The sequence below is a fragment of the Congregibacter variabilis genome, assembly GCF_045689235.1.
Lineage (GTDB): Bacteria > Pseudomonadota > Gammaproteobacteria > Pseudomonadales > Halieaceae > Congregibacter > Congregibacter variabilis.
Genome location: NZ_CP136864.1, coordinates 2,855,704 through 2,871,203, shown reverse-complemented (window position 1 = coordinate 2,871,203; position 15,500 = coordinate 2,855,704). Strand labels below are relative to the sequence as shown.

Below are 15,500 nucleotides of genomic sequence, written 5' to 3'. Positions count from 1 at the left end.
AAAACGTCAGCCGATACCTGCTGTAGCTTGCTTTTTATTGCAGGCGGGGGGGAGCAAGTTTACACAGATGCTAAAAGCGGAACAAACCTGTTTAAACGGGCGAGAAAGTGGCCACAAATGCCTCTAGCTCGGCCTGAGGCAGATCATCGACAATGCAGGCCTTTCCAATCTGCTCAAGCAACACAAGTCGAAGACGACCGTCGATAACCTTTTTGTCCCGCAGCATATGTTCGGTCCAGGTGTCCACGGACATATTGTCCGGCGGGGCGGTAGGCAATGACATTGCTTCAAGCCACTGCACCAAGCGGGCAACCTCAGCATCAGTAATCCATCCTTGATTTACGGACAAGCGGGCAGCGAGCACCATCCCGGCCGAAACAGCCTCACCGTGCAGCCAACTGCCATAGCCCTGCGCCGCTTCAATCGCATGTCCAAAGGTGTGCCCCAGATTGAGAATGGCACGAACACCACCCTCGCGCTCGTCCTCTGCAACAACGCGCGCCTTAGCGGCGCAGCTGCGCTTGATTGCTTCGCCAAGCACCGTTTTGTCACGCGCCACAAAGTCATCGCGGTGGTGCTGAAGCCACTCATAAAAAGCGGGATCGCAAATCAAACCGTACTTGATAACTTCGGCGAGCCCGGCGGCATATTCCCGCGGTGGCAGGGTATCGAGCACGTCCGGATCGATAAAAACCGCCTGGGGCTGGTAAAACGCGCCGATCATGTTCTTACCCAAAGGGTGGTTTACCCCAGTTTTTCCACCGACACTGGAGTCAACCTGGGCGAGCAGCGTTGTGGGTATCTGTAGAAAATTCACGCCCCGCTGATAGCTGGCTGCGGCAAAGCCAGCCATATCGCCCACAACCCCGCCACCGAGTGCTAAAACGGTGGTGCTGCGATTATGATTGTCCTGCAACGCCCTATCGAAGATTTGCTCGAGAACAGCCAGCGTCTTGTGCTCTTCACCGTCCGGCAGAAGAACCTGTGACACCTGAAGCGCTGGATCCAGACTGGCACAAAGGCGCTCCATAAACAGGGGTGCCACCGTGGTATTGCTTACCACAATGACCTGTTTGCCTTTGATGTGGCGATTCAGGAGGGCGCCATTGTTCAACACCCCGCTCTCAATGTAGATGGGATAGCTACGATCACCCAGTTGGACGTTCAGTGTGCTCATGTATTCATAGACCGCGCTTTTTGGTTGGCGCGCTAAGGTAACTGCGTGAGCAGTCTCTGCGCAATCACCTTGGGGCTGCTGCTATCGGTATCGATCACATGATCTGCAATCTCACGATAGTAGGGGTCGCGAACCGCAAACAGCTCTCTTAGAACCGCTTCCGGATCATCATTGTTGAGCAATGGGCGGTTGCGGTCGCCCCGGGTCCTGCGTATTTGCTCATCGAGGGTCGCGTGAAGGTAAATAACAAAGCCGCGAGAGGACAGCACTCGACGGTTAGCCTCGCGCATGACAACGCCGCCCCCGGTAGCAAGTACCGTGTGATCCAACAGCGTCATCTCATCGATGACCGACTGTTCACGATCACGAAAGCCTTCTTCGCCTTCAACATCGAAGATCCAGGCGATGTCCGCGCCGGTACGGGTTTCGATTTCTGAATCGCTGTCAGCAAAACCCAGCTTGAGGCCCCGCGCTAACAGCTTACCGATAGTCGTTTTCCCCGCGCCCATGGGGCCTACAAGAAAAACACGGTTGTAGTTGATCACAAGCCCGGTGCCGTCTTCCGTGTCCAGCACCGAGAACGCATTAGTCGAGTAATGTGTCTGCGAGGATCCGTGGAGTAATAAAGATCAATGTCTCCGTCTTGGTGCGCTGACTGGACTCATTGCGGAACAGGGCCCCCACATAAGGGAGGTCGCCAAAGAACGGCACCTTGCTGGTCGTCTCCAGGTTCTCAGTGCGGAAAACTCCACCCAGAACTACCGTTTCGCCGTTGCCCACAAGTACCTGGGTCGTCAGCTGAGTGGTATCGATGGCGGGAATCAGACCCCCCTGACCAGAGGGAACAAGATCACCCACTGAGTCCTGGTTGATCACCAGATCCAGCAAAATACGATCATCGGGCGTGATGTTGGGTGTTACGTCCAGCTTCAACACCGCTTCTTTAAACTGCACTGCCGTCGCGCCGCTGGCAGCAGCCTGCTGGAACGGGATCTCGGTACCCGACTTGATGGTCGCCGGCTGCTTGTCACCGGTAATCACTTTAGGCTGAGAAACCACTTCACTCTTACCGGCTGCTTCCAATGCGGACAGTTCCGCAGTCAGATACAGACTGTTAGAGGTAAAGCCCACAGCAAATCCGCTGGTTGCGCTACCGGAGCCCAGGTCCACCAGCAGTGCGCCCGGGTAAGACAGATCCGGTGTGGTGCCGTTAATCACAGAATTGTTCAGGTTTACAGCGTTAGCCGCATCGCCGGACACAGACAAAATGTTGCCGTTGGCATCGGGGTCGAGATAGCCACCACCCCACTGAATACCCAGTTCTTTTTCGAGGTCGGACTGCGCAATGACGATACGAGATTCGATCATCACCTGACGGATTGGGATATCTACCCGATCAATAAGCTCGCGAATCTCCGCAAGCTTTGAGGACGTCTCAGTTACGATAAGGGAGTTGGTTCTAGATTCAACGATCACTGATCCGCGCGACGATATCAGGCTCCCGCCATCTTCAGAGCCGGCCTGAAAGAGGCTGACAAGGTCTCCGGCATTGGCGTAGCGAATGCGGATGAACTCACTGCTCAAAGGAGCAAGTTCAGCAATCTGCTTGTTCGCTTCTATTTCCTGGCGCTCTCGCTCGGCAATTTCGGCCGCCGGTGCAACCATGAGCACGTTTCCGATCTGACGTTTATCCAAACCCTTGGTCTTGAGAACCAACTCAAGTGCCTGATCCCAGGGGACGTTCTTGAGGCGCAAGGTGATGCGTCCCGAAACGGTGTCACTGGCTACCAGGTTCAGTTCGGTAAAGTCGGCTATCAGCTGCAAGACTGCTCGAATTTCAATATCCTGAAAGTTCAAAGAGATGCGCTCGCCTACGTAGGTGAATTCGTTGCGTCGCTCTTCCGCCTCTTTTTTGCTCAGTGGCTTGATGCTTACGACATACTCATTGTCTGTCTGATAAGCCAGGTAATCGAACTCACCCGTGGTCTTCAAAGTCAGGGCCGTACCTCGCTCGGAGGTGTTTACGTCGACACTGTTCACCGGTGTTGCAAAGTCAGTCACGTCGTAACGGCGCAGCAGACGCTCAGGAATATCGGTATCGAGGAATTCAACTTTGATATCACCGCTCTCACTAAAAACATTCACGTCCACAGACGGGTCGGTGAGTTGCAGAATCAGGCGGCCTTCGCCCGCGGGAGACCGCTGGAACTGAAGGTCAGAAATACTTGATCGCGCGTTGGCCACGGCCTCGATCTTGGTTTTTACTTCGTTAGCCTCACCTTCTGGCTTGAAGTACTCCGCATCAGCATCCTGGCCGACAGTGAGGAAAAGACTATTACCATCAACGCGAGTTTCGTAGGGAACAAGCTTTACGAGGTTAAGAACCAGACGTGTACGGTCACCGGACTCAAGCACCAAGACACCGGTAGCGTTGCCGTAGGGTAGGCTGTAGCGCCGGCGCTCAAGCTCAGAAGTCGTGTTGGGGAAGTCGATGGAGATCCGCGCCGGTTTTTCGATGGTGTAGGACTGCAGTTCTGCCGGGGGGGCTTCGTCAAAGTCCAGGCGCACCTCAAACTTGCTGCCCGGACGGGAGCTGAACTCAATATCGGTGACTGCGGTCGCGAATGCCTGGGTACTACTCCAGCCGGCAATCAGCGCAGCTACTACACGCAGGACAGGACGGCGCAAGCTATTACGCCAGGCCGTGGGGCTCGCGCTTACAGGCATTGGGGCCCTCGCAGTTTGCATTCCATTCATGGTCTTCACCCAGGGCGACCTACAAGCCGCTCAGTTCTATGGTGCGCGGTCGCTCTACCCAACCGTCGCTTGTGCCGTCCGTAACAATTTCCACCACGGCCAAATAGGTATCCGTCATTTCAACAATTTTGCCATGATTGCGGCCGAGGTAATTGCCCACCTGTACTCGATGAATGCCCCCTTCGGGATCTCTAACGAGGGACCAGTTATTAGCGCCGCGCTCCAAACTTCCCACCATCGAAAGCGAGTCGAAGGTGTATTGCTCGAGAAACTCCTTGGCGCGGTTATCATCAGGCTTAATGGCACTGATGGACTGCAGCTGGGTAATTTCACGGACCTCAATGGGTCGGTCAAAGGGGCTTCGCAGCCGCGTCGCACTGTAGGCAAACGCCTCGTAAGCCTTAAATGTGGGAATCGGCGCAATAATACCGCCCGGGCGAGCGCGCTTTTCCTCCATAAAAGTATCAAGGTCAGAAAAATCTCTAGACGTACAGGCCACCACCAGAACAAACAACGGCAGGAGAAGCGCTATGCGTGCATACACCGCCACCATCAGCCCTCCCCGTCCTTATAACGATAGGTCTTGGCGGTGATACTCATGTTCAAGCCTGCTGAGTTACTGCCATCACCGGTAATAGTGAAATCGTGGAGGGTAACGATACGCGGCAAGCCCGCCATGCCACTCACGAATGCGCCGAGATCGTGATATGAGCCACTGGCAACAATAGCAATGGGGAGCTCCACGTAGAACTCTCGGCTGACTTCGGGCTGCAAATCAATGGTGCTGATTTCAAGGCCGTTAAGTAAGCCTTTGTTGGTGATGTCTTCCAGTAGGCCCGGCACTTCAGTATCCGAAGGAAGCTGACTGATCAAAGCACCAAAGGACTCTTCCATTTCGGCCATTTGCCGACGATAGGCATCCAGGTTCGCAACCTGGAACGCTTTCTTCTCGTAATCCTGCTTGAGCGTGGCTTCACGCGCCTGCACGCTGGCAAGCTGCAACTGCAAATCCTTCACGTGGTAGTAATAACCACCCACGAGCACCAGACCAAACAGCAAAATACAAAGAATGGCCTTAACTACAACCGGCAGCGTGCCGATGTTGTCGAGGCTAATATCATTGATATCAAACTCACGGAGCGAACGTAGCGTGTCATCTAACGCCATCGATCAATCCCCCGACCCATTGTCTTTGGCTGGCAAATCTACCTTCACGCTCAAATCAAAGGTGTTCGCCTGCTCGCCATAAGTTGGTGCCGCACGCACAGCATCCAGATTAGGCTCTTTCAACCAATCGGACGCATCCAGGCGACGCATCAGGCTGGACACCCGGTTGTTGGACTCCGCGACACCTTTCACATTGAGATCGATACCGCGAGCACTCACGTTGGTGTAAAACACCCCGTCAGGAACGGTTCGTACCAGTTGATCCAGGACACGAACGATAATCGGCCGGTTACCCTGCAACTCCTGAATCACCCGCATGCGCTCAATGAGCTGATTACGCTTACGCTGCAGGTCTTTGATTTCTTCGACTTGCTTGTCGAGCTCGCGGATGTTCTGGGTGATGTAATCATTGCGCGCATTCTGGCCGTCAATTTGAGAGTTCACAACGCGATCAGCAAGCATCACAAGCACAACTGCGGACGCAGCCACCAATCCAAGGATACTCAGAAAGGCGCGCTTGAGCTCTTCGCGCCGGGCCTCTCGCCAGGGGAGTAAATTAATACGTGCCATTAGTCGAAGCTCCGCAGCGCCAAACCGCAGGCAATCATCATGGCTGGAGCATCACTGCCTAAAGCCACGGCATTCACTCTCGGAGAAATCGTCATCTCAGCAAAGGGGTTTGCAACCACGGTTGGCGTGCCGAGCTGCTGTTGAACCAGCTCCGACAGGCCGTCCATAAATGACACACCGCCAGCCATGATGATGTAATCGACATCGTTGTACTGACTGGAAGAGAAAAACAACTGGAGTGATCTCGTGACCTGCTGCACCACCGCATCTCGAAACGGATTGAGCAACTCCGGCTCATAATCATCGGGAAGTCCGCCCTGCTTCTTGGCAAGACCGGCTTCCTCAAGAGGCAAGCCGTAACGGCGCATGATCTCGTCGGTAAGTTGCTTGCCACCGAAAAGCTGCTCGCGTGTATAAATAGTATTACCGTTTTTGAGAACGCTCAGGGTGGTCATGGTCGCGCCGATATCGACGATGGCGACGATACTGTCTTCTTTGAGTTCGAGATGCTCGCGGATGAGAGCGTAAGAACGCTCCATGGCGTAGGCCTCAACATCAACTATTTTGGCCTCCAGGTCAGCACCTTCGATGGCCTCGACGCGAAGGTCGATGGTCTCTCTGCGACAGGCTGCCAACAGCACCTCGACCATGTTTTCTCTCTCGGCCGATGGGCCTTGCACTTCAAAATCGAGCGCAACCTCTTCCAAGGGATAGGGAATGTACTGGTCTGCCTCCAGGGTGAGCTGCGTCTCCATCTCATCATCGGAGAGGCCAGAAGGCATATCGATCAGTTTGGTAATGACTGAAGAGCCGGCCACCGCGGTGGATGCCAGCTTAAGTTTGGAGCGTGATTGAGCCACCACGCTGCGCACAGCGTTAGACACACCATCAACATCATTGATGGCTTTCTCAACTACAGCGTCCTGGGGGAGCGAACACACCGCGTAACTCTCTACGCGATACTTGTCCCCAGTGCGACTGAGCTCCAGCAGCTTGACCGTCGTGGAGCTAATATCAATCCCCAAGAGCGGCGTCTGCTTACGTTTTCCTAGCAACCCAAGCAAGTCGTTTTCCTATAAGTTTCACGGACTTAGCTTTACTTTATGTTCTTATACTTCAATATTAAGCGTTAAGATAGCCTACAATGCAATCAAAACACAAAAAAAGCTTATAATTACCATCAACAAACATCCACTGTCTTGCGCGAAATCCGCTGAATTTACCGCCCCAACCGGCGCGAGTCATCGATCTCGAGCGAGCAATACAACTCCGGAGATACTGTGAAATTGCTGCGTTGGCCCCTGCGCCTTGCGGTTCTGGGCTTTCTTGGTGGCTGCTGGCTATTTGCCGGCATCTACTTATACCTCAGTCCCAATCTTCCGGACGTAGAGACACTGCGTGATGTTCGCCTGCAGACGCCCATGCGTGTGTATACCCGCGACGGCGACCTCATCGGTCAGTTTGGCGAGCAAAAACGTAATCCTTTGAGTTACGAGCAAATTCCCCAGCAATTTGTCCAAGCTCTCCTCGCAGCAGAAGACGATGGCTTTTTTAAACACGGAGGTATCGATTTTGGGGGCCTGCTAAGAGCGGTGTCGGAACTGCTGCTCACTGGCGAAAAAGGATCCGGAGGCAGCACGCTGACCATGCAGGTCGCGCGGAACTACTTTCTGACCCTTGAGCGCACCTTTATGCGCAAGTTCAACGAGATGCTTCTGGCTATTGAGATTGAGCGACGCCTGTCAAAAGAAGAAATCTTCGAGTTGTATGTGAACCGCGTGTTTTTGGGGCATCGATCATATGGCTTCGAGGCCGCCTCACAGGTCTACTACGGAAAAGGCATCGCCGAACTGACTCTCGCCCAGCATGCGATGCTCGCTGGAATCCCAAAGTCACCGTCGAGAAACAACCCCATCAGCGGACCGGAGGCCGGCAAGGATCGACGTAATTGGATCCTGCGCCGAATGGTCACGCTGGGCTACATTGATCAAGCCACCTACGACAAAGCAGCGGCTTCACCGGTTGTCGCCACTCAACATGGAGCGCGTATCACGCTGGAGGCCCAATACGCGGCCGAGATGGCGCGTCGTCAGATGGTCCAACGCTATGGCATGGCCGCCTACAACGAGGGCTACAGTGTTTACACAACGCTGGACAGCAAACTTCAACAGGTTGCCAACGCGGCAGTAATAGATGGACTCATAACTTATGACAGTCGACATGGCTACCGCGGACCAGAGCAACAACTTCTGGACAGCGATGTGCCCCCGGACGCTGCTCTGCCGCTTGCGCAATGGCAGGCAACGCTCAGTAGCACACCCGTCATCGCAGGCCTTGAACCCGCCGTAGTCACTGCCATCGATGATGAGGGAATTGGGGTGTTGCTCGCCAGCGGCGAGCAAGTGCGCATCGAATGGGAAAACGGACTGCGCCAGGCGAGACCCTATATCAGCGAAGATCGTATGGGTTCAGCGCCCACAGCGCCCGCAGACGTAGTGGCTCTGGGAGATCTCGTGCGCGTAAAACCCGGCGATGAGAATGAATGGCGCTTTGCCCAGGTACCCGACGCCCAGGCTGCACTGGTATCGCTGAACCCCAACAACGGGGCTATCGTCAGCCTGGTCGGCGGTATTGGCTTCGAAAAAAGTAAGTTCAATCGCGCCACTCAAGCCCAGCGGCAACCGGGCTCAAACCTCAAACCTTTTTTATACAGCGCGGCTCTGAATTCAGGTTTCACAGCAGCGAGCATCATTAATGACGCGCCGATTGTTATGCAGGACCGGTCGCTCGAGGGTGTATGGCGTCCAGAAAACGATAGCGGCCAATTCTTTGGTCCTACCCGATTGCGCTGGGCCCTTACCAAATCCCGTAACCTGGTTTCCATTCGACTGCTTCAACAACTGGGTATCCGGCGCTTCATCGATTATGCGCAGGAGCTGGGATTCGATACAGAGGACTTCGCGCCGGATTTGTCGCTGGCCCTGGGCACCCACGCCATGAACCCTCTGGAAATTGCCAGTGCCTACGCCATCCTTGCCAATGGCGGCTATCGCGTAGAGCCCTTCCTCATTGAACGCATAGAGACGCTGTCAGGCGACACAGTGTTTGAAGCGCGCCCACCCAGTGTCTGTCGCGATTGCGAACAAAACGCGGCCAAAACGGTGGATCCCGAAGAGCTGTCCATGGAACAGATCCTCTCGGCAGAAGAACAAGACCCCCTGCCCGGCGCACGGCGCGTGATGGATGAGCGGGTGAACTTCATCATCGACAGTATTTTGCAGGACGTGATTAAAGACGGCACCGGGCGCAGGGCGCTGGTGCTCAAGCGAGATGACCTAGCCGGTAAAACGGGAACCACGAACGGCCCCATGGACGCCTGGTTCTCAGGCTACAACCCCGATGTCGTCACCACCACCTGGGTAGGCTTTGATAACTACACGCCGCTAGGTCGAAGAGAGTTTGGCGGCACCGCCGCACTCCCGATTTGGATCAACTACATGCGCGAAGCGCTCAAGGATGTGCCAGAGCGCAGTCGGCGACTCCCGCCGGGAATCATCCACGTGCGGATTGATCCGGAGACTGGCTTACTGGCGCCCGCGGACCAGCGCAACGCTATTTTCGAATACTTCCGTAATGAACACCTGCCAGAAGCCGGTGAAGGTGCCAACACGGGCCCCACAGGCACAGACGATCTCATTCAGGAGATATTCTGAGGATCATCACGACTGTGTAGGCGCCTTGGCAGACTGCTGTGCTTCCAACAGACGCATTTCTCTCGCGATAGCCTCGGGAGAGCCCGTGCGCCGGGCAACAATGCTGTAGATCGCGGGCACCAGATACAGCGTGAATAGTGTCGCGACGCTCACGCCAAACAGCACGACGATACCCAGGACGTTGCGGCTCATGGAACCCGGACCCACCATAAGGACCAGGGGCAGGGTTCCCACAATAGTGGATACCGCAGTCATGAGCACCGGCCGCAATCGCAGCACCGAGGCTTTTACAATCGCTTCGGCAAACTCAAGACCCTCATCCCGCACCTGGTTGATGAACTCCACCAGCAAAATACCATTCTTGGTAGCAATGCCAATCAGCATCAACAGTCCAATCTGACTAAACAGATTAAAACTCTGGCCGGTCACGTAGAGTCCCAATAAGCCCCCTCCCAAAGCCAGCGGCACAGTCACCATTATTACCGCCGGGTGAACAAAGCTTTCAAACTGTGCGGCCATGACCAAAAACAGCACCAGCAGTGCTAAACCAAAGGCAAAGTAAATGTCGCCCGTGGACTCTTTGTAGTCCAAAGACTGACCCTTGTAGTCGACCTTGGCGTTGGCTGGAAGATTGGCATCCACGGTCTGCTCCAGGAAAAGGAGCGCATCGCCAAGGCTGACGTCTGCCCCCAGAGTCGCGTTGATCGTGACCGCACGCAGACGGTTGTAGCGCTGGAGCTCCGCAATGCCCGCGACGTTATCGGCCTGCAAAAGATTGGACAGGGGAATGAGTTCGCCGCTGGCGCTGCGCACCCGCACGTTACCAATGTCATCGGGGGTTGCACGTTGATCATCCTGCAGCTGAACGATCACCGGATACTCCTCCTGATCGACGGAGTAAGTGGTCACTTCCTGCTCAGTCATGAGCGCCTGGAGTGTCTCTGCAACATCCCGGGCACTCACGCCAAGAGATGCAGCCCGTGCCGTATCGATCCGAAGATGTACCTGCTGCTGAGTTTCCTTCAGGTCCGAGGTCAGCATGCCGAAAAGACCGCTTTTGCGGGCCTCGTCCATAACCACGTCCCGCCAGTCCGCCAGCGTCTGATAATCCGGACCTTGCAGCACAAACTGCACCGGCGTATTGGGTCCCCGCTGGCCCAATCCCGCAGGAACAAACGTCATCACGCGAATGCCAGGAACATCCCGCCAGGTGGCCGCCATTTGATCCCGCAGCTCAAAGGCACTGTAGTCTCGCTGGTTCCAGGGCACCATAGAAATACGGGAAAAACCCGTGGCCGTTGATGTGGAGTTGCGAAACGGCGCCACAAACAAAACCCGGGTCAGGGATCCGGACTTTTCGAGCTCCAACAACGGCGGCTGCAGGCGCTCGATTATCCCGCGCATAGATTCAATGTTGGTACCTTCCTGCGCAGTGATGATTGCCATCACCTGGTCCTGGTCTTCTACCGGCACGTATTCCTGCTTCAACTGCTGGAACAATAACGGCAACGCCACAAAGGCCAGAACCACCATCACCAGCGCAAGCCATGCATGACCCAGCAGGTAGCGCAAACTTGTCTCATAAGCAGACCGCAAGCGGCGCATGCCGCCCTCCACCACCCGGTCCAGCACACTGTGGCTGGTCTTTCGGCGAAGAACCTGACTACAGAGCATAGGTACAAGAGACAGTGCCAAGACAGACGATATGCACACGGCCACAGAAATCGTCACCGCAAGCTCTACGAACAATCGCGATGAAGCATCTTGCAAAAACACCACGGGACTGAACACAGCAAGAAGCACCGCGGTGGTGGCGATTACAGCGAAGCCCACCTGCTGGGCACCGCCTACTGCCGCTAGCAGAGGGGGCTCACCCTCTTCGACGCGACGGTAAATATTTTCCAGCACAACAATGGCATCGTCGACGACCAGGCCCACGGCGAGCACCATGGCAAGCAGCGTAATGAGGTTCAATGAATAGCCCATCGCCTGCAGGGCTATCACGGCGCCGAGCAGAGACACGGGGATACACACAACGGGTATGAGTGTTGCGCGGACCGTGCCAAGAAACAGCAATATAACGATAGAGACCAAAGCAATCGTCAGCGCGATGGTTGTGTAAACACCATTAATAGCAGCGCGAATAAACGCCGACGCATCTCCGGAGGACGCGATCTCCATGCCGTCAGGTAAGTCCGCCTCCAGAGCCAGCATTTCTTTATGCACCGCATCCAGCACTTCTACGGTATTGGCATCCGACTGTTTTATAACGCCCACCGAGACGCTGTTTTCACCATTGGAGTAAAAAAGACGACGCTTTGTTGACGGACCTTCCTCTACTCGGGCCACCTCGGCCAGGCGCACCAGGTGGCCGTCATCGCCGCGGCTCAGGACAAGACGGCGAAAATCATCGGCGCTGCGATAGCTACGTTCCACGCGAACGGGCAGCTCCATATATTGAGAGTCCAGACGGCCGGCCGGTAACTCAACGTTCTCTCGGCGCAGCGCGGCAAGAACATCACTCACCGCCAGTTGCCGGGCACTGAGCTTTTGACGATCCAGCCAAATACGCATGGAGCGTGGCGCGCCCCCAAAGACGCGCACCGTCGCTACGCCGGGAAGCACCGCAAATCGATCTACGATATAGCGCTCCGCGTAATCGGTGATATCCATGGGGGACATGCCCTCACCGCCGACACTCATATAGACCAGCGGCGTAGTCTCGCTGTCTGCCTTGCTCACCTGAGGACGTTCGGCCTCTTCGGGAAGGCGGCGGCTCGCGCGGGACACACGATCCCGAACATCATTGGCAGCCGCATCGATATCCCGACCCAACTCGAACTCCACGGTGATGGTTGAGCGTCCGTCGCTACTACTGCTGCGAATGGTTCGAATGCCCTCGATGCCGCCGATTTCATCTTCTATGGGCTGGGTGATGCGCGTCTCCACCACATCAGAAGCGGCACCTTCGTAGTCGGTAACAATGGATACCTGGGCGGGGGACATATCGGGGTATTCACGGGTCGAAAGCTGAAGAAAGGCCATGACACCAAAAGACACCAGTAACAAAGCGATGACCGTGGCAAAAACCGGCCTCTGCACGGAAACTTCGGGCAAGCGCATACGTTTATTCCCCGCCGCCAAGCGGCTTCTGCAAAGGACCCGCCTGCGCCTCGCGCACCTTAGCGCCCGGACGCAGCGTTATCTGCCCGTTGGTCACGACCCTGTCTCCCTCAGAAACCCCCGAGCGAATCTCCATAAGACCAGGCATTCGCCGGCCAATCTCCACTGAAACCCGGCGCGCGATAGAGTCCTCGTCCACCACAAACACCGTACTTTGCGCCCCGGTCTGGATCAGTGCAGTCTCAGAAACCACAATGCCCGGTGCTTCGCCGAGAGACACTTTCACCGCCATTAACATGCCGGGACGCAAGCGGGCGTCCGAATTGTCGATTAATGCACGTACCGAGAACGCCCGCGTAGCTGGATCCACTCTGCTGCCGATTTGAGTGACCTGCCCAGAAAAAACCTCGCCGTCCCAGGCTGTGCTGGCTGCGCTTACGACTTCTCCAATTTTGATTTGCGACAGGTAATGCTCTGGAAGGGTGAAATCAAGTTTCATGGGGTTGATGTCATCAAGCTCTGCAATCACGGTTCCGGGAGTGAGGAGAGCACCCACGCTAATTCGCCGTAAGCCAACAACACCGTCAAAAGGCGCTCTGATGGTTCTATCATTGATTCGCGAGCGTAGCGCCTCTAAAAGCGCCGCATTGCCATCAACCCGGGCTCTGGCAACATCGATTTCGGCCGCCGTCGCAATATCCTTGCCCAGGGTAAGCAGGCGATCCAATTGCAGCTGTGTTTCCCGCAGTTTTGCCTCAGCCTCACGCAGTAGCGCCATTTGCTCCACGTCGATCAATTCAACGAGCACATCACCCGCCTTAACCAGTTCCCCACCTTCAAAATAAACGGCACTGACCTGCTCGGTCAGTTTGGCCGTTAGAGTAACTGACTCGTTGCCGATGAGCGTTCCCACGGACTCAGCAGCCCGGGCAACCGACGTGAGCTTGGCAACTTCAGTCTCCACGAGTACGGCGTCGTTGACAGAGGGGCGAGCGCCGGAAGCCACACTGGAGTCCTCGCAGGCAGCAAGTGCCAAACAACACGCGATTCCAAACAACCATCGTTCGCCTAACATGCGGTACTCCTTGACCGGTGCCGCGAATCCAAACCAGAATTAGCCAAGCGCGCGGATCGCGATTATAGGCAGTATCATGGCCGCACGGGCAGATAAATTGGGCCCTCCAATCACTCATTGCGAAAATATTATGACCTCTACCCTTAAGTCTTTGCGACACCTGCTGCTTCTTACGCCTTTGGCCACAGCCTGCGCACCAGGACCCGACGTGGAGGCGTCTTTACCGGCGGCAGCAGTGACTCACACGACGGCCATGGTGGTCACGGCCAACCCCATCGCTACCAGCGTCGGCGAAGAGATTCTCAGTGCCGGGGGTACAGCGGTGGACGCGGCAATTGCTATTGAGGCGGCACTCAGTTTGGTGGAACCGCAAAGCTCTGGCCTTGGGGGCGGCGGATTCATGGTGTATTACCACGCCGCGGACCAAACTCTGGAGGTGTACGACGGGCGCGAAACAGCACCCTCCGGAGCCCACAGCGACATGTTTCTTCAGGAGGATGGCACGGTCTACGGTTACCTCGAGGCAAAAAACAGCGGTCTATCGATCGGTGTTCCCGGCATGGTGTCCATGCTGAGTATGGCGCACGCTGATCGCGGGCACCTGCCTTGGGGCGATCTTTTGCAGCCAGCCAAAAAACTCGCCGTAGAGGGCTTTGCGGTATCCCCGCGACTGCGCTCCTATTTTGACAAATACGGCAAGCGACTGGTGTCTACCACCGTGGAGCAAGGCCCTCTTGATGCCTACAACTACTTTTTTGACGATAGCGGCACGCTTCGCGATCGCATCGTTAACACCGACTACGCTGATACCCTTGATCTGATTGCCAATGATCCCAGGGACTTTTATCGCGGCGCTCTGGCACAAAGTATTGTCGATGCCGCGAGTCAACTTCCCCGGGCAGGCAGCCTCAGCATGCAGGATCTTGCACAGTATTCGGCGCGCAAACACGACGCAATCTGCATGGACTATCGGGAACTCACGCTTTGCGGCCCACCCCCACCCTCTTCCTGGGTAGCGGTAGGCATGGCCCTGGGCATGCTCGAGGCCACGGATTTCCCCACGGCAGATGAAATGACCAACTGGGCCATGTTCACCGAAGCCCAGCGCCTTGCCTACGCCGATCGCGATCATTACGTAGCTGACGATACCGTTGTGGAGGTCCCCATGGCGGGCCTGCTCAATCGCGACTATCTCGCTCAGCGCGCAGCTTTGATCAATCAGCCCGCCATAGAAAAAATCTTCCACGGCGATCCCTGGGCCTTTGAGCCCCAGCGCACTGCCTCTCTTTATGGGCAGGACACCACTATCGACTACGCAGGCACGACGCATTTTGTTGTGGTGGACCAGTGGGGCAACGCGGTCTCAATGACCGCGACGGTAGAGAGTATTTTTGGCTCTACCCGCATGGCCGGCGGTATGTTCCTGAACAACGAACTCACGGATTTTGCCAAGCAGCCCCGCGATGCCGAAGGTGTTTTGGTGGCCAACCATCCCGCGCCGGGCAAACGTCCAAGATCCTCTATGTCACCAACCATCGTGCTTAACAGCGATGGCAGCTTCCGCATGGCAACGGGCTCCCCCGGCGGAAACTCCATCATCGCCTACACGCTAAAAACGCTGGTGGGAGTTATCGATTGGGGGCTCACGCCGCAAGAGGCCGTTAATCTGCCCAATGTCGTGGCACGAGGCGACACGGTTCGGGTAGAGAGTGCGCGAGCCTCCGCAGAGATGCTGGATGCCATGCGGGAGTTTGGATTCACCATCAAAGAATCCGCAGGAGAAAACTCAGGCCTGAGCATGATTCTCAAACATGATGATGGTCGATTAGAAGGCGGCGTGGATCCTCGGCGAGAGGGCACCATCGCGACGATTCCAGTCAGGAATGCAGCGCAGCAAGCGATGTTTTAACTAGACGAC

General features: G+C 55.9%; 11 protein-coding genes. 2 read left to right on the top strand and 9 right to left on the bottom strand.

Annotated features, from left to right (window positions below):
• Nucleotides 1-91: 91 nt before the first annotated feature.
• The 7 genes from aroB to R0135_RS12735 form a co-directional block, all read right to left on the bottom strand.
• Nucleotides 92-1,177, bottom strand: coding sequence for a 3-dehydroquinate synthase (gene aroB, locus R0135_RS12765; protein ID WP_407347243.1), 1,086 nt, complete (start codon nucleotides 1,175-1,177; stop codon nucleotides 92-94).
• 32 nt (nucleotides 1,178-1,209) lie between these two features.
• Entirely contained in the window at nucleotides 1,210-1,686 is a 477-nt protein-coding gene (gene aroK, locus R0135_RS12760; protein WP_407349920.1) for a shikimate kinase AroK, read from the bottom strand.
• Between the two features lie 76 nt (nucleotides 1,687-1,762).
• Nucleotides 1,763-3,904, bottom strand: coding sequence for a type IV pilus secretin PilQ (pilQ, locus tag R0135_RS12755; RefSeq protein ID WP_407347242.1), 2,142 nt, complete (start codon nucleotides 3,902-3,904; stop codon nucleotides 1,763-1,765).
• Nucleotides 3,905-3,953: 49 nt separating this feature from the next.
• The gene (locus tag R0135_RS12750) at nucleotides 3,954-4,487 is read right to left on the bottom strand and encodes a pilus assembly protein PilP (RefSeq protein ID WP_407347241.1); all 534 of its coding nucleotides are present in this window, start codon (nucleotides 4,485-4,487) and stop codon (nucleotides 3,954-3,956) included.
• A complete protein-coding gene (locus tag R0135_RS12745) occupies nucleotides 4,487-5,101 on the bottom strand; it encodes a type 4a pilus biogenesis protein PilO (RefSeq protein ID WP_407347240.1) in 615 nt (204 codons plus the stop codon). The genes R0135_RS12750 and R0135_RS12745 overlap by 1 nt, the downstream gene beginning before the upstream one ends.
• Nucleotides 5,102-5,104: 3 nt before the next feature.
• Complete coding sequence (locus R0135_RS12740) at nucleotides 5,105-5,671, bottom strand: PilN domain-containing protein (protein ID WP_407347239.1); 567 nt, start codon at nucleotides 5,669-5,671, stop codon at nucleotides 5,105-5,107.
• Nucleotides 5,671-6,735, bottom strand: a complete 1,065-nt coding sequence (locus R0135_RS12735) for a pilus assembly protein PilM (RefSeq protein ID WP_407347238.1) — start codon at nucleotides 6,733-6,735, stop codon at nucleotides 5,671-5,673. Before R0135_RS12735 ends, R0135_RS12740 begins: the two co-directional genes overlap by 1 nt.
• Nucleotides 6,736-6,951: 216 nt before the next feature.
• Between R0135_RS12735 and R0135_RS12730 the strand changes: the two genes are divergently transcribed.
• Entirely contained in the window at nucleotides 6,952-9,384 is a 2,433-nt protein-coding gene (locus R0135_RS12730; protein WP_407347237.1) for a penicillin-binding protein 1A, read from the top strand.
• A gap of 6 nt (nucleotides 9,385-9,390) precedes the next feature.
• Here R0135_RS12730 and R0135_RS12725 read toward each other — a convergent pair whose 3' ends face one another.
• Together R0135_RS12725 and R0135_RS12720 are read right to left on the bottom strand one after the other, a co-directional pair.
• Nucleotides 9,391-12,507, bottom strand: coding sequence for an efflux RND transporter permease subunit (locus tag R0135_RS12725; protein WP_407347236.1), 3,117 nt, complete (start codon nucleotides 12,505-12,507; stop codon nucleotides 9,391-9,393).
• A 4-nt stretch (nucleotides 12,508-12,511) separates the two neighbouring features.
• Nucleotides 12,512-13,582, bottom strand: a complete 1,071-nt coding sequence (locus R0135_RS12720; protein WP_407347235.1) for an efflux RND transporter periplasmic adaptor subunit — start codon at nucleotides 13,580-13,582, stop codon at nucleotides 12,512-12,514.
• A gap of 130 nt (nucleotides 13,583-13,712) precedes the next feature.
• Here R0135_RS12720 and ggt point away from each other — a divergent pair, with 130 nt between their 5' ends.
• Entirely contained in the window at nucleotides 13,713-15,491 is a 1,779-nt protein-coding gene (ggt, locus tag R0135_RS12715; protein ID WP_407347234.1) for a gamma-glutamyltransferase, read from the top strand.
• The last annotated feature ends 9 nt before the right edge of the window (nucleotides 15,492-15,500 follow it).

What these genes read in the sequence shown, in the direction of transcription:
- aroK (WP_407349920.1), bottom strand. Translation starts at nt 1,686, where the DNA reads ATGGGCGCGGGGAAAACGACTATCGGTAAGCTGTTAGCGCGGGGCCTC.
- pilQ (WP_407347242.1), bottom strand. Translation starts at nt 3,904, where the DNA reads ATGCCTGTAAGCGCGAGCCCCACGGCCTGGCGTAATAGCTTGCGCCGT.
- R0135_RS12720 (WP_407347235.1), bottom strand. Translation starts at nt 13,582, where the DNA reads ATGTTAGGCGAACGATGGTTGTTTGGAATCGCGTGTTGTTTGGCACTT.
- ggt (WP_407347234.1), top strand. Translation starts at nt 13,713, where the DNA reads ATGACCTCTACCCTTAAGTCTTTGCGACACCTGCTGCTTCTTACGCCT.
- R0135_RS12740 (WP_407347239.1), bottom strand. Translation starts at nt 5,671, where the DNA reads ATGGCACGTATTAATTTACTCCCCTGGCGAGAGGCCCGGCGCGAAGAG.
- aroB (WP_407347243.1), bottom strand. Translation starts at nt 1,177, where the DNA reads ATGAGCACACTGAACGTCCAACTGGGTGATCGTAGCTATCCCATCTAC.
- R0135_RS12745 (WP_407347240.1), bottom strand. Translation starts at nt 5,101, where the DNA reads ATGGCGTTAGATGACACGCTACGTTCGCTCCGTGAGTTTGATATCAAT.
- R0135_RS12750 (WP_407347241.1), bottom strand. Translation starts at nt 4,487, where the DNA reads ATGGTGGCGGTGTATGCACGCATAGCGCTTCTCCTGCCGTTGTTTGTT.
- R0135_RS12725 (WP_407347236.1), bottom strand. Translation starts at nt 12,507, where the DNA reads ATGCGCTTGCCCGAAGTTTCCGTGCAGAGGCCGGTTTTTGCCACGGTC.